This is a genomic window from Bradyrhizobium sp. JR4.3 (assembly GCF_040547695.1).
GTDB lineage: Bacteria > Pseudomonadota > Alphaproteobacteria > Rhizobiales > Xanthobacteraceae > Bradyrhizobium > Bradyrhizobium canariense.
Genome location: NZ_JBEPQF010000007.1, coordinates 215,685 through 235,191, shown reverse-complemented (window position 1 = coordinate 235,191; position 19,507 = coordinate 215,685). Strand labels below are relative to the sequence as shown.

Below are 19,507 nucleotides of genomic sequence, written 5' to 3'. Positions count from 1 at the left end.
CGCCAGGACGACGCCGAGGGAGGAATGAATGTCCCAACCGACACCCCTCATCACCACCGAGCAACTCGCCGCCATACTCGGCGATCCCAATCTCCGCCTCTACGACTGCACGACCTACAACGAGCCGGTGCCGCCGGGCAGCGACGTGCCCTATCGCGCCGTGCCCGGCGACAAGACGTTCGAGGCCGGCCACATTCCAGGCGCCGATTTTCTCGACCTGCAAGGCGAGTTCTCCGACGCCTCTGCGCAGCAATTCTTCATGATGCCTGACGTGGCCCAGCTGGAGACCGCCTTCGGCCGCCACGGCCTCGATGCGTCCAAGTCCGTCGTGCTCTACAGCATCGGCACCATGATGTGGTCGACGCGGTTCTGGTGGATGCTGCGCTCGCTCGGCGTTGACGCGCGGGTGCTCGACGGTGGCCTCGACAAATGGAAGGAAGAGGGGCGGCCGGTCGAGACAGGTGCGCCGAAGGGCTATCCGGCCACCACCTTTAAGGCCATACCGCGCGCAGGCTTCTTCGTCGATAAGAATGCAGTGAAGGCACGGCTCGGCGATCCCGCGACTGTTATCGTCAACGCGCTCGGTTCCCAGTTTCATCGCGGCCTCGAGCCGAGCCGCTATGGGCGGCCCGGCCGGGTTCCCGGCAGCGTCAACGTTCCCGCGGCGGTTCTCACCAATGCCGACAAGACGCTGACGACGCTCGCCGATGCCGAAGCCAAATTCGCCGCGGCAGGCGTCACCTGCGACAAGAATGTCATCCTATATTGCGGTGGCGGCATCTCGGCGACGATCGATCTGCTGCTGCTGACGCAGCTCGGTTATGACAAGCTGACGCTGTACGATGCTTCGATGGGGGAGTGGGCGAAGGATCCGGCGCTGCCGATCGAGACGGATTAGGACATTCCCTGGTCTCTCCCCCAGGGGAAGGACAGAAACTTGGGAACCTTTCCCTTGGGGCGGCATCCAATGTCCGGAACGAAGCCAAACGAGCAGGTGACCGCCATGCCACGGACCGCAGCCGGCCTGTCCGCCGGCGCTAAGACTTCAGAAACCCGGACATTGGAAGCCGAACTGGTCGAGCGGGCGCGGGGCCGTGACGAGGCCGCGTTACGCGAGATCATGCAGGCCAACAATCGCAGGCTCTATCGTCTGGCGCGCGGAATTCTGCGCAGCGACAGCGAAGCCGAGGATGTCGTTCAGGAAACCTATATCCGCGCCTTCACCCATCTCGACGGTTTTCGCGGCGAGTCCGGTCTGTCGACATGGCTGTCGCGCATCGCCATCAACGAGGCGCTTGGCCGGACGCGAGGCGCCAGGCCGCATGTCGAGCTGGGCTCGGTGCCCGAAGCGACGCTCGAGGCGCAGATCATCAAATTTCCCGCTTCTCCCGCAGGCGATCCGGAAAGGACCATGGCCCAACGTGAAATCCAGCGCGTCGTCGAGCGCGCCATCGATGAGTTGCCGGATGTCTTCCGCATGGTCTTCGTCGCACGCGTGATGGAAGGCATGAACATCGAGGAGACCGCCGAGCTGCTCGGCGTCAAGCCCGAGACCGTGAAGACGCGACTGCACCGTGCGCGCACCATGTTGCGCGAGAACGTCGAGAAGGAGATCGGTCCGGTGGTGATGGATGCGTTCCCGTTCGCCGGGTGGCGCTGCGAGCGGCTGACCGTGTCAGTGCTGAAGCGGCTCGGCATCGGCGGCTGAATTTTTCGGGAACGTTCGCGCGAAAATTCCATCCAACGCCTGTGAAGCAACGCGCCGGCAAAACATCCGGCACCACAGGAGTGTCAAACCATGTTCGTTCGTTGGACCACGGCGATCGCCGCTGCAATTTTGTTGTCGAGCCCCGCGCTGCTGCAAGGCGCCAGAGCAGCCGACAAGCTGACCAATCCGCAGATCGCCCATATCGCCTACACCGCGGGTGTGATCGACATCAACGCAGCCAAGCAGGCGCAGAAGAAAGCCAAGAACAAGGACGTGAAGGTGTTTGCCGACGACATGCTGCGCGACCACGAGGCCGTCAACAAGCAGGCGCTCGCGCTGGTCAAGAAGCTGAACGTCACGCCTGAAGACAACGACACCAGCAAGGCGCTGTCGAAGCAGGCGAGCGAGAAGCTCGCCGAATTGGACAAGCTGAGCGGTGCGGCCTTCGACAAGGCCTACGTCGCAAACGAGGTCGCCTACCACAAAACCGTCAATGGCGCGCTGGAAACCCAGCTCATTCCGTCCGCCAGCAATGCCGAACTGAAGAGCCTGCTGCAGACCGGCCTGAAAATTTTCCAGGGCCATCAGCAGCACGCCGAGCACATCGCGGCGGAGCTGAAATAGGGAGGCGATGATGCCGGGACGATTGTCTGCGATCGCGTCAGCGGTCCTGCTCGTGGCGTTGGCCGTCCCGGCGCACGCTGCGACCATAGAGATCACGATGGAGAATCTCGAAGTGTCGCCGAAAGACGCTTCGGCCAAGGTCGGCGACACCATTGAATGGATCAACAAGGACGTCTTCGCCCACACCGCGACGGCCAGGAACGGCGATTTCGACGTGAACTTGCCAGCGAAAAAATCGGGGACGTTGGTTCTGAAGAAGGCAGGCACGGTGGATTATTACTGCCGCTATCATCCCAACATGAAAGCGACGCTCAAGATCGAGCCGTAATGGGCTGGGGAGCGCATTCCCGACGGCAGCGGAAACTGGCCCGCCCGCGTGGCGGGGGCGTTTTCGGCAAGGCTTACTGCCTGAAGAAAGACTTACTGTCGGGAGATGTCGACCGAGAATTCGCCGTTGCGGATGCGGCCGGGAAAGCCTTCGACGAACTTCGCCACCGCGTCCTCGCCATAGGTGCCGACGAGCTCGGCAAGGGCCGCGAACAGGCTCGCCTGCGCCAGGCAGTCGCCGTCGACGCCGTCATGGCGCGCTTCGGCCCAGGCCTCGTTGAGATAGCTCAGTGCGGCCTGTTTCTGCTCGTGATCGGGCAGCGGCGCGCGTGCGGGGGCGTAGGACACTGGATGGCTCATGAAACTCGTCAGGGCTGGGGCGCAATCCACGGCGATGCGCTGTGCGAGAGGTGTAGCACGCGGGTTAACGCCCGCTAGGCCACTTCTTTAGGAACGGTTAACGGCTGTGTACAAAGTCGATGACAGGGTTCCCCGATGCCCAACCCTCATGGTGAGGAGCGTGCAAAGCACCCGTCTCGAACCATAGAGGCCCCGCTGCTGCAGCCGGGCCTTTCATCCTTCGAGACGCGCGTTCCGCGCTCCTCAGGATGAGGAATTTACAGGTCTGGATGTGATTGGCGGTAATTCAGTTCGCGTAACGCGCCGTGAGATCGCGCGAGATCTTCGCGCCTTCCTCGATGTAGCGGCGGATCGCTACCGTCGCGGCCGGCGTGCAGCTCCGGTAGGTCTGCTGAAAACCGTTATAGCCGCGGTTGAAGCCGGCGATCATGCGGGTGCGGCGTTCGCCCGCGGGGGTTTCGGCATCGATCAGCGCCTGCATCTCGCTGCGCCATTTGTTGCCCTCGTTGGACCCGCAGATGCCGCGCAGATAGTGCAGCCCGCCGAGGATCTCCGCCAGCCGCTGCAAATCGCCGTCAAACGGCGCTGCCCCGTCCTGAGCCCTCGTGGGCACCGAGGCGCAGGCGAGAATCAGGGCAAAAATGGCCAGAAATCGCATCGACATCGGCCGGGTGTATGCCTCCTCGGGGCGACAGACGCAAGGCGCCGGGCCGCGCGAGCGGTGCGCTCCCTCCCCCGCTTGCGGGGGAGGGTCGGGGAGAGGGTATCTCCGCAGGCGAGCACCCCCAAGAGGAAAAAGCCCTCACCCGCCGCGCTCTCGCGCGTCGACCTCTCCCGCAAGCGGGAGAGGTGCGGCGGAGTTCGCTGTGCTGCCTATGCCTCGATCAGGCGCGCGGCGGACTGGATGACCTCTTCCAGCCCGCCGGTCAGCTTGAGGTCGCCAAGGCTCGCCAGGGCCTGCGGGGCGATCCAGCGGAAGTCGTCGAGCTCGTCGTTGAGAACCGGCTCCCGGGCCACCCAGCGGGCGGCAAAGGACATGATCAGGTAGTGGCCGGCGCCGGCCGCGGCCGGCAGCACTTCGCGCCAGCCCGCGAGGCCAATGATGTCGATATCGAGCCCGGTCTCCTCGTCGATCTCGCGCGCCAGCGCCTGGTGCAGACATTCGCCGAACTCGACCCGGCCGCCGGGCAGCGAATAGAACCCCTTTGCCGGCGATCGCGCGCGACGGGTCAGAAGCACCTTGCCGTCACGAAAAATCGCGGCACTGACCGCGATCTGGGGACGGGTCGGCTGAACGATCGCAGCCATGACTTCACCTGCTCGAGCTCAGTTCGCCATGATATTGTCGACGTCGGCTTCAGCGCCGCCATTGATGATGCCGCCGCAGGCCGCGATCAGCGGCCTGACCCACTGGGCGGCCTGCTCGGCGAGGCGCACCCGGGTCGTGTCCTTCTCGACCTCGCGCATGGCCGAACCGACCGCCGACAGGATCGAGGTCATGGTGTCCGTGAGGTGGTCAAACTGGGCGCGCACGTTCGGATCAGCCTTCTCATAGGCCTCGATCGCCAGATCCCGGGCCTTGAAATTCGATGCGGTGAAATGCTCGGCATAGGACAGCGGCGACCAGGTCAGAAAATCTTCCGCGCATTCCGGCATGTCCGGCACCATTTCCAGCAGCATCACGGCTTCATTGAAATGGTTGAGATAGTCGGTGGCAAGCCCGGTCCGCGGGTTGATGTTGGCCACGCGCAGCCGCTCGGCCCAGGCCACGGCCTCGGGCGCCGTCTGTCCATGCATTCGCGCCGGCTGGGAGACCGTTGAGCTCATCTGCCGCAGTGTTAACGTTCGGGGTTAAAAGGACCTGAACGGACCCTATATAGGCCCTCAAGGATGTGTGGACGCTTCGTCATAACTTCGGCCCCCGCGGCTTTGCGGCAACTATTCGGCTACATTGAGCAGCCGAACTTCCCGCCCCGGTTCAACGTGGCCCCGACGCAACCGATTCCGGTCGTGCTGGCCGAGAACGGCGCGCGCCATTTTCGCCTGATGCGCTGGGGCCTGTTGCCGGGCTGGGTCAAGGATCCCCGCGGATTTACGCTCCTGATCAATGCCCGTTCCGAGACGGTGCTGGAGAAGCCCGCCTTCAAACGCGCGATCCGCCGGCGCCGCGGCCTGATTCCGGCCGACGGCTATTACGAATGGAAGGCGGAGGGTGGCCGCAAGCAGCCCTTCTTCATCCATCGCGTCGACGGCGCGCCGCTCGGCTTTGCCGCATTGTTCGAGACCTGGGTCGGGCCGAACGGCGAGGAGCTCGACACGGTCGCGATCGTCACGGCGGCGGCGGGCGAGGATCTCGCCACGCTGCATGACCGCGTGCCCGTCACCATCAGCCCGCGCGATTTCGAGCGCTGGCTCGACAGCCGCAGCGATGACGTCGATGCCGTGTTGCCGCTGATGACCGCGCCGCAAATCGGCGAATTCGCCTGGCATCCGGTCTCCACCCGCGTCAACCGCGTCGCCAATGACGACGACCAGTTGCTCCTTCCGATCAGCGCGGAGGAGATGGAGGCGGAGGTAGAGGCCGCGAAACCGAAGCGGACGGTGCGGAAGGCCGCGGTCGGCTCGGCGGATGACGGGCAGGGGTCGTTGTTCTGAACACTGGCGCCGTAGGGTGGGCAAAGCGAAGCGTGCCCACCATTGCGCACCGAAGAAGCGGATAGGTGGTGGGCACGGCGCGTTGCGCCTTTGCCCACCCTACGGCAGCGGAGTTTGCGGCAGCCCTACACAATGTCTTTCGCCCGTAGTCCCGCGATCTCCGCCGCGTCAAATCCCAGCTCGCCCAGCACCGCGTCCGTATCCGCACCGAGCTCCGGCGCCATGCGGTCGAGCCTGCCGCCGCCATGCGCGAGCTTGAAGCCGCTGCCGGCGAAGCGCAGGCGACCGTAGGGCGTATCGAGCTCCTGGATTGCGCCGCGCGCCTTGATCTGCGGATGGTCGATGACTTCCTCGACCTTCCAGATGCTGGCGCAGGGCGCGCCGGCATCCTCCAGGATTGTCTCCCATTCGCGCGCCGGCCTGGCCGCGAGCGCCGCTTCGATGATGGCACGTAGTGCCGGCTCGTTCTCGTTGCGCGCGAACCAGTCGGCGAAGCGCGGATCGGACAGCGTATCCTCGCGGCCGAGCGCAGACATCAGCGCGCGATATTGCTTCTCGTTGTTGACGGCGAGCAGGATGTGACCGTCGCCGCATCTAAACAAATTCGCAGTGGTCCTGCGGCTGACGGCCTGATTGCCCGACAGCTGCTGGCGATGGCCGGCGACCGACCAGTCCGCGATCTGTCCCGACAGGAACGCCATCGTCGCCTCCAGCATGGAGACGTCAATGAGTTGGCCCTTGCCGGTGCGATCGCGCTGGTACAGCGCGCTCGACACGCCAAAGGCAGCCGTGGCGCCCGACAGCACGTCGCACACCGCAAAGCCCGCACGAGTTGGCCCAGTCTCCGGATGACCCGTGATCGCCATGATGCCGGACAGCGCCTGCATCTTGCCGTCATAGCCGGGGCGCAGCCGATCCGGACCGGTCTGGCCGAAGCCTGACACCGCGCAGTAGATCAGTTTTGGATTGATTGCGGACAGCGCCTCATAGCCGATGCCGAGCTTGTCCATGACACCGGGGCGGAAATTCTCCATGACCACGTCGACCTGCGCGGCGAGCTTCTTCACGATCGCGATCGCATCGGGCTTTTGCAGATCGAGCGTCAGGCTGCGCTTGTTGCCGTTGATGGCCTGGAACGCCGGCGCCAGCCCGCGCTCGGCCCATTCGCGGCTGAGCGGCGTGCGGCGCATGTCCTCGCCCTCGCGCCGCTCGACCTTGATGACGTCGGCGCCCAGGAGCGCGAGCTGGTAGCTCGCATAGGGGCCTGCCAGCACTTGCGTGAAGTCCAGGATCTTCACGCCCTCGAACGGTCGCGTCACGTCGCTCTCCCTTTTGTTGTGGTTGTCGGAGGACGTCAGGCGGCGCGATTGCCGCGCGCGATCTCCTTCTGCTTGTCGAATTCGGCGCGGCGGCGCGCCAGCTCTTCGGCTGAGAGCTGCGCGACGTTGTTGTAGTCGAGCTTCCAGGAGGCGTCCTCGCTCCAGCGCAGCGGCGACTGCATGGTGGTCTGCGGGCCGCTCGCGGTCTCCAGCAGTTTCAGCGCCAGCTCGAGCGTCTGCGCCTGCGAGACGATGTCGTGCGGCTTGCCGGCGGAATTGCCGAGCGGGAAATCCGAGAACAGGAAACGCGGCACGGCGGCGTGCTCGATGATGTCCTTGGCGCAGCCCATGATCACGGTCGGAATGCCGTTGGCCTCGAGATGCCGCGCCACCAGCGCCGTGGTCTGATGGCAGACGGGACAGTTCGGAACCAGCACCGCGACATCGACCTTGTCGGCAAGGCAGCGCGCCAGAATTTCCGGCGCGTCGGTGTCGAGGGTGACGCGATGGCTGCGGTTGGTCGGCGCCCCGAAGAAGCGCGGGGCCACCTCGCCGATGCGCTCCGCAGCGCTCGCCTTCAAAAGCTGCGGCAGCGGAAACCAGGTGCCGTTGTCGGTGGCCGTGGTGTGCTTGCGGTCGTAGCCGATATGCGAGATGCGAAGGTCGTGCTGCTTCGCCGTGTCGCCGTCATAGACCTGGTAGAATTTCGCGCCGCCATTATACGCCGCGCCCGGGCCCTGGTCGCCCTTGGTGGGGTCGTACGGCGCGGCCGTCGTGATGATAGTGACGCGTGATTGCGACAGCGGCTTCTTCAGCGGCTGGAACGGCGCCTCGGTGTAATGGGCCCAGCGATACGCCGTGGTGTAGCCAATCGCGGCGTAATAGTCCCGCGTGCGCTGCATATAGGGGACGGGGGCGTCATAGTCGGGCGCAAAGCCAAATTCGTCGTCGCGCGAAGCGGACATGGGCGCGTCTCCTGGTTCTTGTTGGCGACAGACTAGAGATAGTCGGGGGAGAGCTCAACGGGGGGCAGTGCGATGCAGGTCAGAATTGCAGCGCTGATACAGCGAGTCCCGCTTTTTCCCCTCTCCCCTTGCGGGAGAGGGTGGCTCGCCGCGAAGCGGCGAGACGGGTGAGGGGTCTCCGTCCGCGTGCTCAACTGCATGAGATGCGCGCGCGGAGAGAAACCCCTCATCCGGCGCTTCGCGCCACCTTCTCCCGCAAGGGGAGAAGGAAGGAAGACAACCTACCGAAACACATGCAGCGCCACATGCTGCAGCAGCATGATCGCCTTGGCGTCGATGATGCGCCCGTCCGCGATCATCGCCAGCGCCTCGTCGATGCCAAGCTCCAGCACCTCGATGTCCTCGCCTTCGTGTTCAAGGCCGCCACCATCGCTGACCCGCATCTCCGGCTCGTACTCGGCGACAAAGAAATGCAGCTTCTCGGTGATGGCGCCGGGACTCATGAACGCTTCGAACACCTTGTGGACGTGGTGCAGGCGATAGCCGGTTTCTTCCTCCGCTTCGGCGCGGATGCGTACCTCGGGCGAGGCATCGTCCAGCACGCCGGCGGCGGCTTCGATCAGGAGATCGTCGTAACCGCGGATGAAGGCCGGCAGGCGGAATTGCTTCACCAGGATCACCGTACGGCGTGCCAGATTATACGGCAGCACGGCGGCGGCGTTGTCGCGCTCATAGGTCTCGCGGTGCTGGGTCTGCCATTCGCCATTGGCGCGCCGGTACTCGAACGTGGTGTTCTTCAGCGTGGTCCAGCCGTCCGAGAGCACGCGGACGTCCTTGATGCGGACGCGGTCGGAAATCGTCATGGCTCGATCTCAATTGCTTGGCGTTGTGGTGCGGCCGTCGAGCCACTTCTGAAACATCACCGAGGTCGATTCCTCGAAACCCAGCGACTGGTAGAACGCATTGGCCTGCTCATTGCCGCGCCGGACCAGGAGCTGGAGCTTTGCGATGCCGGCCGCGCGCAGCCAGTCCTCGGCCGCCGCCATGATGACGCGGCCGTAACCACGTTTCTGGCTATCCGGATCGACCGCGACGTAATAGACCCAGCCGCGATGGCCGTCATGGCCGACCATCACGGTGGCGACGATGGCGCCGCCGTCGCGGCCGAGCAGGACGGTGGAATTGTCGCGCCGCCGCGCCAGCGCGATGTCCGCATGCGGATCGTTCCACGGCCGCGTCAGGCCGCAGCGCTGCCACAGCGTGACCACGGGCTCGACATCGGCCTCGGTGATCGCATCGATCGTGAGCGCACTCACAGCACTTTTCCCGGGTTCATGATTCCAAGCGGATCGAGCATCGCCTTGATGGACCGCATCAGCTCGATTGCAGTCTTGTCCTTCACATCGGGAAGCTCGTCGCGCTTGAGCACGCCGATACCGTGCTCCGCCGAGATCGAGCCGCCCATGCGCAGCACGATGGCGAACACGACCGCGTTCATCTGGTGCCAGCGCGCCAAATAGTTCGCGGTGTTGGCGCCGATGGGCTGGCTGACATTGTAGTGCAGATTGCCGTCGCCGAGATGGCCGAACGGCACCGGCCGCGCGCCGGGGATCAGCTTCACCACGGCTTCATTGGCTTCGGCGATGAAGGCGGGCACGGTGGCCACCGGCACGGAAATGTCGTGCTTGATCGAGCCGCCCTCCGGCTTCTGCGCCGACGACATCTCGTCGCGCAGCTTCCAGAAGCCGGCGCGCTGGGTGAGATTGGCCGCGATCACCGCGTCGTCGACAATCTCGTCCTCCATGGCGCGGCCGAGGATCGTTTCCAGCGGCGTGCGGGCGTCATCGCCGGGGGACGACAATTCCATCAGAACGTACCAGGCATGCTTTTGCGCCAGCGGATCGCGCACGTCGATGCCGTGGCGGATCGAGAAATCGACTGCCATCTCCGACAGCAGCTCGAAACTCGTCAGCGCATTGGCGGCCTCGCTTTGCGCGATCGCCAGCAGTTTCAGCGCGGCGTCCGGCGACTTCAGCCCGACGAAGGCGGTCTCGATCGACCGAGGCTTCGGAAACAGCTTCAGCGTCGCCGCGGTGATGATGCCGAGCGTGCCTTCGGCGCCAATGAAGAGGTTGTGCAGATTGTAGCCGGTGTTGTCCTTCTTCAGCTTCGAGAGCACGCCGAGCACGCGCCCGTCCGCCAGCACCACCTCGAGCCCCAGCGCCATCTCGCGCGCGACGCCATAGGCGAGCGCGGCCGTGCCGCCGGCATTGGTCGAGAGATTGCCGCCGATGGTGCAGCTCCCTTCCGCGCCCAGCGAAAGCGGAAACAGCCGGTCCACGTCCGCGGCCTTCTGCTGCGCGATCTGCAGCACCACGCCGGCCTCGCAGGTCATGGTGTTGGAGGCGGTGTCGATCTCGCGGATCTTGTCGAGCCGCCGCAGCGACACCACCACCTCGCCATTGTGCGGGGTCTGGCCGCCGACGAGCCCGGTGTTGCCGCCCTGCGGCACCAGCGCGATCTTGTGCTCCGAAGCGAGCTTGCAGATCGCGGCGACCTCCGCGGTCGAGCCTGGGCGCAGCACCAGCGGCGAGCGGCCGTGGAACAGATTGCGCTCCTCGGTGACATAGGCCTCGATGTCGGCCGCATCGGTGATGGCGTGCCTCTCGCCGACGATCTTGCGGAATTGTTCGATCAGCTCGGGCGCAAGCGGAGGGGTGGCGGAATGATTAATGTTCATTGTCTTGTCTCTTGCTTCGCTCTTATCTCGCCACGGCCGCCCGGCGCAGCCGGTCGTTGATCGCTTCGCCTAGATCCTCCTCGGGGATCGTCATCACCGCGATCGCCCGCGGGCGCCTCTCATCGAGGGCGCGAAGATAGCCGAACAGATTGGCGGCGGCTTCATCGAGATCACCGCTGGGCGACAAATTCATGACCGCGGCAGCGGCCTCCAGGCCAGGCAGGCGCGCGGGGCCGAACGCCAGCAGCGCTTCGCCCGGCGCGACGTCCTGCGCATTGAGCCGCACATGGGCGCGCGGCGCGTAATGCGAGGCCAGCATGCCCGGCGCCAGCGGCTGGCTGTCGTCGCTGTCGGCCTCCGCCGGCAGTCGCGCCAGCGGTGCGCCGAGCACGGCCTCGATCCGCTCGCGTGACAGGCCGCCGGGCCGCAGCAGCATCGGCGCCGCAAAGCAGCCGACGATGGTCGATTCGACGCCGACCGTAACAGGCCCGCCGTCGACGATCAGGTCGATCCGGCCCGCAAGGTCGCCCTCGACATGAGCTGCCAGCGTCGGCGAGACGTGGCCGGAGAGATTGGCAGACGGCGCCACCACAGCCCCGCCAAAGGCGCGCAGGATCGCCTGCGCCACCGGATGGGCCGGAATGCGGATCGCGACCGTGTCGAGGCCCGCAGTGGCAAGCTCGGCCACCGGGCAGTTTTCCGTCTTCGGCACCACCAGCGTCAGCGGCCCCGGCCAGAACGCCTCCGCAAGGCGCGAGGCGCAGGCGTCGAATCGCCCGATCCTGCGCGCGGCCGCGAGGTCGGCGACATGCGCGATCAGCGGATTGAAGGCCGGCCGCCCCTTGGCGGCGTAAAGATGGGCGATCGCGCCGGCATTTCCGGCATCCGCCCCGAGCCCGTAGACCGTTTCGGTCGGGAACGCGACCAGCCCGCCGGCGGCCAATGTCCGGGCGGCAGCCTCCGCGCCAGCCTCGCCGGCCGGTAAAATCAGCGTTTCAAGACCCGTTTTCACAGGGATAAGATTCCTCAGCTCGGCCGCTTGCGGTGCGCCAAACCCGACGCTATAAGCCGGCCTCTTGTCGGAGTGTGGCTCAGCCCGGTAGAGCACTGCGTTCGGGACGCAGGGGTCGCAGGTTCGAATCCTGCCACTCCGACCAATCTTCCAAAAGTCGACGTTTTCCTAAAGGCTCGTTCCCAAAGGCTTGGCGGACCGGCCGCCGGCGCCCGGGAGCGCCTTCTTGCAACGATTTTCGGGGCGGGTCCACGGCCGATTTGGCCGGGCAGGGCGGCTTGTGTGAGCGGCATGGCTCGGCATTTGCCGATATCAATGACTCGGCGTTGTAAGCTAGGTCAGAGGACTACCGCCGCGCCACCAGCACGCCGATCATGAACGCCACCATCAGCGCCGGCAGCGGCGCCTCGCGCACCATGCCGCGAACGACGTGTGTCCAATGTTGCTCCGGGACGAGGTTCGGCGACCTGATCTCCGGCGTTGGCGTGATGCCCCATTCCGACGCTAGCTCTGCGACCTCGCTCGATGCGAGCCGCACGCCATCGCGGACGCGGAAGATCGCTGCGTCGGATCGTTCGCCTGGTGCGAGCGCCATCAGCGTCGCGACGGCTGTGCGCAACGTCATCTCGCCGTAGCCTTGCAGCCTGACCGATTCCTCGGGGTCGGACGTCATCGCAAATACCTCACAGCCCAAATGCTCTACAGCGCGAAGTGGCGCGCGATGGTGAAGGCCATCGTCGCGCACAGGACCAGCGTGGATACCGCGCCGGCCACGCCGCGCACGAGATCGGCCCGCGTCAGGTGCCTGGTCATGATCTTGCTCCATGCTCGGCATGGCAATGGCGGGGAGGCGGCGTTGGTTCCTTGCGCGACGGGCGAATCGCGAACCGCGGCTATTTCCGCAGCAGCTCGCTCAGTGCGGCCGTCGCCTCGGCGCAGCGGATATCGTCGATTTCGCGCGACAGGCTGAGGGCGCTCGATCTGAGCTCTTCGACTTTCCAGCTCTCGGGGTGCTGGGTCTCGAGTTGACCGAGCCGCTTGTTCAGATCGTCCAATCTGGTCTGCAACTGCTCGACGCTGGCAGCCCCGTTCACCACCCAGACTCGTTGCGCACGCATCGTCGTTCCCCTGCTCGTCTCACGGCGTTGTGAGAGGGGTTCGTGGCCGCAATGGGAGTTTCTTTTGTCCGGCTTCAGACGGACGGGAACCGTTGCAGATCGGCAACGGGAGTTCCTTCGTGTTAGCGTGCGTCTGGAGCTCGGCCCGTCGCCGCATCAGGCCGCGCGCGGCCACTCGGTCGATTGCTTTTCAAGCCGGCGTTCGAGAATGGCGACGCTCACCCGGATATTCTCGCGTCGAGCCCGCAGGTTGTGCGCGAGCATGGGATAGGCGACGTTCTGGGGATCGCAGATTCCAGCCTTCCGCTCTTCCTCCAGAATGTCGGCGTCGATCATTCGCAGGCGCCAGCGCAGGTCGGAGATCAATGCATGGAGCTGTGTCGGCATGGTCGCTTCGAAACGGGACGTCGGGTGCATGATCGCCTCACGATGAGACAGACCCACTGCGGGTCTGAGGGATTTGACTGCCGTGCAGCAAGCGGAATGCCAGTGGGCGGCTGAGCGTCTCGCGCGATTGCTCGACGGCGCACCGGAACGATTGCCACTTTTTCCCGTTGCTGCAGGGGCCTCGACAACGAGGCGATCGAGGGACCCATGCCGCTCATCCGCTATTTCGTCTTCACCGGCGGCGCTCTGCTCGCCCTCCTGTACCTCGCTGACTACTACCTCGCCGGCCCCGTAAGCGCCGCCGCCGAAACCGGACCGGACCTCTCGATCGCCCGAATTCATTCTGCACAGACCTGGCCGGAGAAGATCGTCTTCGACACCAACGTGCGACAGATTCCGTTGACCAAAACTGTGGCGTCAACGTCAGACGCGGCGGCGCCAGTCGCGCCGGACGGTACGCGCCAGGCATTTGCCATGGCGGCGCAGCCCGCCGCGGAGCCCAGGCAGGCCAAGGCGGCCTCTCCGAACAAGCGCGTCGCGGAGCGGCATCGGCGCCGCCAGCCGTCGCGCATGGTGGCGCGCAGTCAGTTCTTCAACGAGCCCGTCGCCGCAGAATGGTGAGTGGCGCCCTGTGAGGGTGTTTGCGCGCGACGTGGATGCGATCAATCCCAATTCATCCTCGGCGCTTCCCGCGGAACGGTCGGGCTGCCTCTCGGTTGGGCACCGTGCCGGACAGCGGGGCTGTGCGCGCGGCGCATCGCGCGATAGGCTCTGCCGCGACCTGACCCGGGAAGCGGACGAGGGAAAGATTCGTGGCGAGATTTGTAACTGTTGCGGCCGGCCAGCTTGGCCCTGTGGCGCGGACCGAGACCAGAACCGCGGTCGTGGCGCGCCTGATGGCCTTGATGCGCCAGGCGCACGCAAACGGTTGCGACCTGATCGTCTATCCCGAACTCGCGCTGACCACGTTCTTTCCGCGTTGGTATTTCGAGGATCAGGCCGAGATCGACAGCTTCTTCGAGCGGGAGATGCCGGGGCCGGAGACGAGAGGCCTGTTCGATCTCGCGCGCGAGATCGGCATCGGATTTTATCTTGGCTATGCCGAGCTGACGGTCGAGGCCGGAATGGTCAGGCGCTACAACACCTCGATCCTGGTCGAGAAGAGCGGCGCCATCGTCGCGAGGTATCGCAAGGTTCATCTGCCCGGGCATGCCGAGCACGAGCCCTGGCGCGAATTCCAGCATCTGGAAAAACGCTATTTCGAGCCCGGCGATGGTTTTGGCGTGACCGAGGCCTTTGGCGGCGTGATGGGGATGGCGATCTGCAATGACCGCCGCTGGAGCGAGACCTATCGGGTGATGGGCCTGCAGGGCGTCGAGATGGTGATGATCGGCTACAACACGCCGGTGCACAATCCGCCCGCGCCCGAGCATGACGATCTCTCGCTGTTTCACAATCATCTGGTGATGCAGGCCGGCGCGTACCAGAACGGCACCTTCGTGGTCGGCGTCGCCAAAGCGGGTGTCGAGGAGGGCGTCGACCACATCGGCGGAAGCTGCGTCATCGCGCCCTCCGGCGAGATCATCGCGCGATGCACGACCAAGAGCGACGAGATCGCGCTCGCCCGCTGCGATCTCGATCTCTGCAACTCCTACAAGCGCACCACCTTCAATTTCGACGTTCACCGTCAGCCGCAGGCCTACGGGATGATTGTCGAACGGAAGGGCGTGACCATGATGGCGGATGGAACGCCGGTGCGAACGACGGGGTGATCTCCTGTAGCCCGGGTGAGCGTAGCGATACCCGGGGCCGCTCGCGCGGCGTTCGCACCTTCCCGGATTACGCTTGCGCTCCATCCGGGCTACGGGACTTCCTGTGTCGCCCCCTGTCAGTCCGCCGCCGCTTAGAGGCGATGCTATCCCGTGCTTCGCTCGGAATTGGCCATGTCGCGGCAGTCAGGCGCAACAATCTCAAATGTCGTCCTGGCGAAGGCCAGGACCCATACCGCGAGGTCAAGCGATTTGACGCGGTATCAATCCCACCGAACGAATGTCCGCCAAACCCCTCCCTGGATAATGGGTCCTGGCCTTCGCCAGGACGACGCCTGAGCCATCAGTTTGATCCGTGATCTCATCACAACCAAGTGTCTTTATTCGGAAACAATCATTCCCTATTATTCCGCAATGCAAAAGACCGCCCGCAAATCCCAGCCGATTGCCCGTCCGCCCGGCCGTCCCCGGGAGTTCGACATGGACACCGCGCTCGACAGGGCCGTCCGCGTGTTTTCCGAGCGCGGCTACCATGCCACCTCGATCGGCGATCTCACCACGGCGATGCGGCTGGCGACCGGCAGCGTTTACAAGGCATTTCGCGACAAGCATGCGGTGTTTCTCGCCGCCTTCGAGCGCTACGTGGCTCTGCGCCAGGAGCAGACGCGTAGCGCGGCGGCGAAAGGCGCCAATGGCCGCGAGCGGCTGCGCAACATGCTGCTGTCGTATGTAGAGCATTCCCAGGGCAGCGAGGGGCGGCGCGGCTGCCTCGTGGTCGGCAGCGCCGTCGAATTGTCCGCGGTCGATCCGGTGGTCGCCGCCCTCGTCAGCGCGCGGCTGGAAACCAACGAAGGCTTCATCGCCGGCCTCATTCGCGAGGGGCAGGCCGACGGCTCTATACCCCGCCATGTCGCCGCGGACGACACCGCGCGGCTGATGATCTGCATCACGCAGGGTCTGCGCGTGGTCGGCAAGGCGCGCCTTTCGCTCGACGGCAAGCGCCTGGTCGCTGTCGCGATGAAGCTGCTCGCCTGAATTTTTTGTCATATTAGGGAACAAGCGTTTCCTATAGTTCGGAGACTGTGTGAATGACGATGAATGCCACGATCGAGACCGCGCCGGATCCGGATGCGGTGTCGCAGCTCCTGACCTTCGTGCTTGCCGCGGCCTGTGGCATGGTCGCCGCCAACATCTATTACGCCCAGCCGCTGATCGCCCCGATCAGCGCCGCGCTCGGCCTGTCGCATGAAGCGGCGGGGCTGATCGTCACCATGACGCAGATCGGCTACGGCGTGGGGCTTCTCTTCATCGTGCCGCTCGGCGACCTCGTCGAGAACCGTACCCTGATCTGCTCCGTCATCACGCTCGGCGCGGCAGCCCTGCTCGCCGCGGGGTTCGCGTCCCACGCGCTGCCTTTCCTGATCGCCGCGCTGTTCATCGGGCTCGGCTCGGTCGCGGTGCAGATCATCATTCCCTATGCGGCGCATCTGGCGCCGGCAGCCATTCGCGGCCGCGTCGTCGGCAACGTCTCGACCGGCCTGATGCTCGGCATCATGCTGGCGCGGCCGGTGTCGAGTTTCGTCACGGCGATGCTGTCGTGGCACGCGGTGTTCTTCTCTTCGGCCGCGCTGATGATTGTGCTCGCAGCCGTGCTCTGGATGACGCTGCCGAAGCGTAAGCCGGTCGCGCGGATGCATTACGGCGAGTTGCTGCTGTCGATGCCGCATCTGGCGCGGACCACGCCGCTGCTGCGCCGCCGCGCGCTGTACCAGGCCAGCCTGTTCGGCGCCTTCAGCCTGTTCTGGACCGTGACGCCGCTGCTGCTCGCGAGCGAGTTCGGCTTCACCCAGAGCGGCATCGCGCTGTTCGCGCTCGCCGGTGTCGCCGGCGTGTTCGCGGCGCCGATCGCGGGGCGGCTTGCCGATCGCGGCCACAGCCGCATGGCAACACTGGTCGCGCTGCTGCTCGCGGCCGTGGGCTTCCTGATCACGCATGTCGGCGCGGCCGGATCGGTGCTGAACCTCGCCTGCCTGGTCGTGGCCGCGATCGCGATCGACATCGGCGTGCAGGGCAACGTCGTGCTCGGCTTCCGCGCGATCTTCGCGCTGGGGCATGAGCACCGCAGCCGCCTCAACGGCCTCTACATGGCGACGTTCTTCACGGCGGGCGCGGCGGGCTCGGCGGTCGGCGCCTGGGCGTTTGCGCAAGGCGGCTGGACGCTCGCATCGGCCATTGGCCTCGCGTTGCCCGTCGCAGGGCTGATCTATGCGGCCACCGAGTAGCGGCCGCGGTGGTCCAGATTGCGCGATTCGGCCCGTTTACCAAGGCCGTCCGGCCGGCAATTTCCACCTCGCAGTTTCCCTGCCGCTGTAGTACTTTGGTCGCAAGCGAGCCTGGTTAACGGGCGGCAGGGGGAGGCTGATGAGGCGTGCGGGGCTGGTTGGCGTACCGCGGGTACGACCATGGTCGTGGCAGGCGTTTCTGCTTGGATTCGTCGTTGTCGCGATGTCGGCTGCGCTCCAGGGCGTCTGTGTTGCGCTCGGCGCAAAACTTTATTTCGCGGCGTTCCTACCCAGCCTGTTCGTGCTCGGCATTGTCGCGGGCGCGCCGGCGGCGGCGTTCGCCGCGGTGCTTACAATTCCGCTGGTGTGGTGGGCGTTCATGCCGCCCTTCTTCGAGTTCAATTCGCTGACCAGCGCGCATGCCGATTCCATCAAGCTGTTCTGCCTGCTCGCCGTGCTGGTGATCGGCCTTGCCGATCTCTGCCGTGCGACGATGGCGATCATCAGCCGCGGCGGGTTGAAGCCGCGGAGCGAGAGCGCGGCAACGAATTCGCAATAGATCGGCCTTGCGCGGTCGCGCACGTTGCGCGCAGGCAACAGTCCGGAAACCATTCGCACGCTTGCTGTGCGGCGCTAACTTTTCGAAAAAGATTTGGCCGCAATTTCTCCCCCGGGAATGACGAGGGAGTTTTCGGACATGAACGGCCAAATCACCGGTCACGCCATCTTGGAGAACGTGCGCCGCTACCGCGGTATCGCGTCGCTCTATCGCCAGACCGCTGCATTCCGTCCGGGCCAGAGCTGGTCGCTGCTCGAGCAGGCGAAGGATTGGGAAGCGCGGGCGCTGCTGGAGCTGGAAGCCTATTTTGCCGCGCGGATGGACTACGCCGCGACGCGTGCGGCCTGATCGTTAACCATCGGCGCGGGCTTGGGCAGGCCCGCCGAGGGGCCGGTCGTCGGGTCGCGTACGGAGACCACGGGGCGATTACGGAGTTCTCTCGACGCCCGCCTGTGCTAGCAACGTCCCGACCGAGACATCCCAATTCGGCCGGGGCAAGCGATGACCACCTTTAACCGCATCTTCACGACCGAGCGCCTGCTCCAGATCATCGTCATTCTCGCGGCCACGGTCGCGATGAAGCTGATGGGCTGAAATTCGACGGGCTATCGCGCGCCGAGTTCGGGCAATTCGGGAAGATAGTTCGACCCCTCCGATCCCAAGAAATCGAACATCGCCTGCGCCGGTGGCAACAGCACCTTGTCGCTGCGGCGGATCACGTACCATTGCCGCACGATCGGCAGGCCCGCGACGTCGAGCACGATCAGCCGGCCCTCGGTGAGCTCGTGCGCCACGGTGTGGGCCGAGATGAAGGCGATGCCGAGCCCGGCGATGACAGCCTGCTTGATGGTCTCGTTGCTGCTCATCTCCATGCCGATGATCGGCTCGAGATCCGACCTCTGGAACATGCCTTCCATCAGTGTCCGCGTGCCCGAGCCGGGCTCGCGGGTGAGGAAGGTCTCGTGCACGAGGTCGGTCAGGTTGAGGCCGGAATCCTTCTCCAGCCAGTGCCCCTTGCGCGCGACGATGATGTGCGGATTGCGCCCGAGCTGACGGACGTCGACGCTGACATCGGCCGGTGGCCGACCCATCACCGCGAAATCGAGATCGTAGCCGTGCATGGCCTCGCGGATCTCCTCGCGATTGCCGACCGTGAGCTTGAGCTCGATCTTCGGATACCGCTTCGAGAATGCCGCGATCGCGTGCGGCACGAAATACTTTGCAGTCGAGACAGCGCCGAGATGCACCGTGCCGCCGGTCCGCCCCGCAAGCAGGTCGAGCGCGCCCTGGCAGTCGGCGATTGCGGCTTCGACCCGCTCGGCGAGGGTAAGCACCTCCTTGCCCGCCTCCGTCAGCAGCATGCCGTCGCCGGTCCGCTGCAGCAGCGGCAGTCCGGCGAGATCCTGAAGCTGGCGCAGTTGCTGGGTCACGGCCGGCTGCGTCAGGCCGAGTTGGGTCGATGCGGCCGTGACGCTGCCCTTGGCCGCGAGCGCCGCGAGCGAGCGAAGCTGCCGGATCGTCAGATGCCGGAGCTGTGCTGAGGCATTATAAGATAATTCTTTGGCACTCATTATGAATAGAAATTTTCCTTATTAAGCCGCCCCTGTCAATCTCATCGTTGTTGGCACTGACCGCACCGGACCTCCAGCGGGGAGGGAACTGGATACGGCACCAGCAAGGGG

25 protein-coding genes and 1 tRNA gene are annotated in these 19,507 nt (G+C 65.2%); 12 read left to right on the top strand and 14 right to left on the bottom strand.

Annotated elements, in window-relative coordinates; genetic code table 11:
- The first annotated feature begins 28 nt into the window (after positions 1-28).
- From ABIB91_RS14575 to ABIB91_RS14560, 4 genes are all read left to right on the top strand, one after another.
- On the top strand, positions 29-898 hold the full coding sequence (locus ABIB91_RS14575; protein ID WP_219678668.1) for a sulfurtransferase: 870 nt from the start codon (positions 29-31) through the stop codon (positions 896-898).
- Between the two features lie 105 nt (positions 899-1,003).
- Complete coding sequence (locus tag ABIB91_RS14570; protein WP_354162024.1) at positions 1,004-1,708, top strand: RNA polymerase sigma factor; 705 nt, start codon at positions 1,004-1,006, stop codon at positions 1,706-1,708.
- 90 nt (positions 1,709-1,798) lie between these two features.
- Positions 1,799-2,332, top strand: a complete 534-nt coding sequence (locus ABIB91_RS14565; RefSeq protein ID WP_354162021.1) for a DUF4142 domain-containing protein — start codon at positions 1,799-1,801, stop codon at positions 2,330-2,332.
- Between the two features lie 10 nt (positions 2,333-2,342).
- Positions 2,343-2,660 carry a cupredoxin domain-containing protein gene (locus tag ABIB91_RS14560; protein WP_007594893.1) on the top strand — a complete coding sequence of 106 codons (318 nt, stop codon included), beginning with the start codon at positions 2,343-2,345 and terminating at the stop codon, positions 2,658-2,660.
- A gap of 92 nt (positions 2,661-2,752) precedes the next feature.
- Here ABIB91_RS14560 and ABIB91_RS14555 read toward each other — a convergent pair whose 3' ends face one another.
- From ABIB91_RS14555 to ABIB91_RS14540, 4 genes are all read right to left on the bottom strand, one after another.
- Positions 2,753-3,019 (bottom strand): hypothetical protein, encoded by a 267-nt coding sequence (locus tag ABIB91_RS14555; RefSeq protein WP_007594892.1) that lies wholly within the window; start codon positions 3,017-3,019, stop codon positions 2,753-2,755.
- 286 nt (positions 3,020-3,305) lie between these two features.
- Entirely contained in the window at positions 3,306-3,683 is a 378-nt protein-coding gene (locus ABIB91_RS14550; protein WP_007594891.1) for a TIGR02301 family protein, read from the bottom strand.
- Between the two features lie 209 nt (positions 3,684-3,892).
- Positions 3,893-4,327: an NUDIX hydrolase gene (locus tag ABIB91_RS14545; RefSeq protein ID WP_354162017.1), complete on the bottom strand. Its 435-nt coding sequence runs from the start codon at positions 4,325-4,327 to the stop codon at positions 3,893-3,895.
- An 18-nt stretch (positions 4,328-4,345) separates the two neighbouring features.
- On the bottom strand, positions 4,346-4,846 hold the full coding sequence (locus ABIB91_RS14540) for a hypothetical protein (RefSeq protein WP_219678657.1): 501 nt from the start codon (positions 4,844-4,846) through the stop codon (positions 4,346-4,348).
- Between the two features lie 63 nt (positions 4,847-4,909).
- Here ABIB91_RS14540 and ABIB91_RS14535 point away from each other — a divergent pair, with 63 nt between their 5' ends.
- A complete protein-coding gene (locus tag ABIB91_RS14535; protein ID WP_219678655.1) occupies positions 4,910-5,674 on the top strand; it encodes an SOS response-associated peptidase in 765 nt (254 codons plus the stop codon).
- A 125-nt stretch (positions 5,675-5,799) separates the two neighbouring features.
- Here the strand turns inward: ABIB91_RS14535 and ABIB91_RS14530 are convergent, their stop codons facing one another.
- The 6 genes from ABIB91_RS14530 to ABIB91_RS14505 all read right to left on the bottom strand — a co-directional run bounded on the left by ABIB91_RS14530 (position 5,800) and on the right by ABIB91_RS14505 (position 11,710).
- Positions 5,800-6,993 carry a CaiB/BaiF CoA transferase family protein gene (locus ABIB91_RS14530; RefSeq protein ID WP_354162012.1) on the bottom strand — a complete coding sequence of 398 codons (1,194 nt, stop codon included), beginning with the start codon at positions 6,991-6,993 and terminating at the stop codon, positions 5,800-5,802.
- A 35-nt stretch (positions 6,994-7,028) separates the two neighbouring features.
- On the bottom strand, positions 7,029-7,958 hold the full coding sequence (locus ABIB91_RS14525) for a hypothetical protein (RefSeq protein ID WP_007594885.1): 930 nt from the start codon (positions 7,956-7,958) through the stop codon (positions 7,029-7,031).
- Positions 7,959-8,239: 281 nt separating this feature from the next.
- Positions 8,240-8,821, bottom strand: a complete 582-nt coding sequence (locus ABIB91_RS14520; protein ID WP_007594883.1) for an NUDIX hydrolase — start codon at positions 8,819-8,821, stop codon at positions 8,240-8,242.
- Between the two features lie 9 nt (positions 8,822-8,830).
- Entirely contained in the window at positions 8,831-9,274 is a 444-nt protein-coding gene (locus ABIB91_RS14515; protein ID WP_354162008.1) for a GNAT family acetyltransferase, read from the bottom strand.
- Positions 9,271-10,698 (bottom strand): FAD-binding oxidoreductase, encoded by a 1,428-nt coding sequence (locus tag ABIB91_RS14510; protein WP_354162006.1) that lies wholly within the window; start codon positions 10,696-10,698, stop codon positions 9,271-9,273. The genes ABIB91_RS14515 and ABIB91_RS14510 overlap by 4 nt, the downstream gene beginning before the upstream one ends.
- Positions 10,699-10,720: 22 nt before the next feature.
- The gene (locus tag ABIB91_RS14505) at positions 10,721-11,710 is read right to left on the bottom strand and encodes an L-threonylcarbamoyladenylate synthase (protein WP_354127348.1); all 990 of its coding nucleotides are present in this window, start codon (positions 11,708-11,710) and stop codon (positions 10,721-10,723) included.
- 68 nt (positions 11,711-11,778) lie between these two features.
- Between ABIB91_RS14505 and ABIB91_RS14500 the strand changes: the two genes are divergently transcribed.
- Positions 11,779-11,855 (top strand) — tRNA-Pro (locus ABIB91_RS14500).
- Positions 11,856-12,056: 201 nt separating this feature from the next.
- Here ABIB91_RS14500 and ABIB91_RS14495 read toward each other — a convergent pair.
- From ABIB91_RS14495 to ABIB91_RS14485, 3 genes are all read right to left on the bottom strand, one after another.
- A complete protein-coding gene (locus tag ABIB91_RS14495; protein ID WP_219678648.1) occupies positions 12,057-12,383 on the bottom strand; it encodes a hypothetical protein in 327 nt (108 codons plus the stop codon).
- 220 nt (positions 12,384-12,603) lie between these two features.
- Positions 12,604-12,828, bottom strand: a complete 225-nt coding sequence (locus ABIB91_RS14490; RefSeq protein ID WP_007594875.1) for a hypothetical protein — start codon at positions 12,826-12,828, stop codon at positions 12,604-12,606.
- Positions 12,829-12,984: 156 nt separating this feature from the next.
- Positions 12,985-13,164, bottom strand: coding sequence for a hypothetical protein (locus tag ABIB91_RS14485; RefSeq protein WP_502916976.1), 180 nt, complete (start codon positions 13,162-13,164; stop codon positions 12,985-12,987).
- Positions 13,165-13,422: 258 nt separating this feature from the next.
- On the opposite strand from ABIB91_RS14485, the gene ABIB91_RS14480 reads away from it, so the two are divergent.
- The 6 genes from ABIB91_RS14480 to ABIB91_RS14455 all read left to right on the top strand — a co-directional run bounded on the left by ABIB91_RS14480 (position 13,423) and on the right by ABIB91_RS14455 (position 18,173).
- The gene (locus ABIB91_RS14480; protein ID WP_219678647.1) at positions 13,423-13,836 is read left to right on the top strand and encodes a hypothetical protein; all 414 of its coding nucleotides are present in this window, start codon (positions 13,423-13,425) and stop codon (positions 13,834-13,836) included.
- 191 nt (positions 13,837-14,027) lie between these two features.
- Positions 14,028-14,987 (top strand): N-carbamoyl-D-amino-acid hydrolase, encoded by a 960-nt coding sequence (locus ABIB91_RS14475; RefSeq protein WP_219678645.1) that lies wholly within the window; start codon positions 14,028-14,030, stop codon positions 14,985-14,987.
- Positions 14,988-15,398: 411 nt separating this feature from the next.
- Positions 15,399-16,019: a TetR/AcrR family transcriptional regulator gene (locus tag ABIB91_RS14470; protein ID WP_035993264.1), complete on the top strand. Its 621-nt coding sequence runs from the start codon at positions 15,399-15,401 to the stop codon at positions 16,017-16,019.
- Between the two features lie 53 nt (positions 16,020-16,072).
- The gene (locus ABIB91_RS14465; protein WP_354127345.1) at positions 16,073-17,266 is read left to right on the top strand and encodes an MFS transporter; all 1,194 of its coding nucleotides are present in this window, start codon (positions 16,073-16,075) and stop codon (positions 17,264-17,266) included.
- A gap of 139 nt (positions 17,267-17,405) precedes the next feature.
- A complete protein-coding gene (locus ABIB91_RS14460; RefSeq protein ID WP_007594853.1) occupies positions 17,406-17,825 on the top strand; it encodes a hypothetical protein in 420 nt (139 codons plus the stop codon).
- A gap of 138 nt (positions 17,826-17,963) precedes the next feature.
- Entirely contained in the window at positions 17,964-18,173 is a 210-nt protein-coding gene (locus tag ABIB91_RS14455) for a hypothetical protein (protein ID WP_007594851.1), read from the top strand.
- Between the two features lie 257 nt (positions 18,174-18,430).
- Here the strand turns inward: ABIB91_RS14455 and ABIB91_RS14450 are convergent, their stop codons facing one another.
- Positions 18,431-19,396 (bottom strand): LysR family transcriptional regulator, encoded by a 966-nt coding sequence (locus tag ABIB91_RS14450; RefSeq protein WP_219678637.1) that lies wholly within the window; start codon positions 19,394-19,396, stop codon positions 18,431-18,433.
- Between the last annotated feature and the right edge of the window lie 111 nt (positions 19,397-19,507).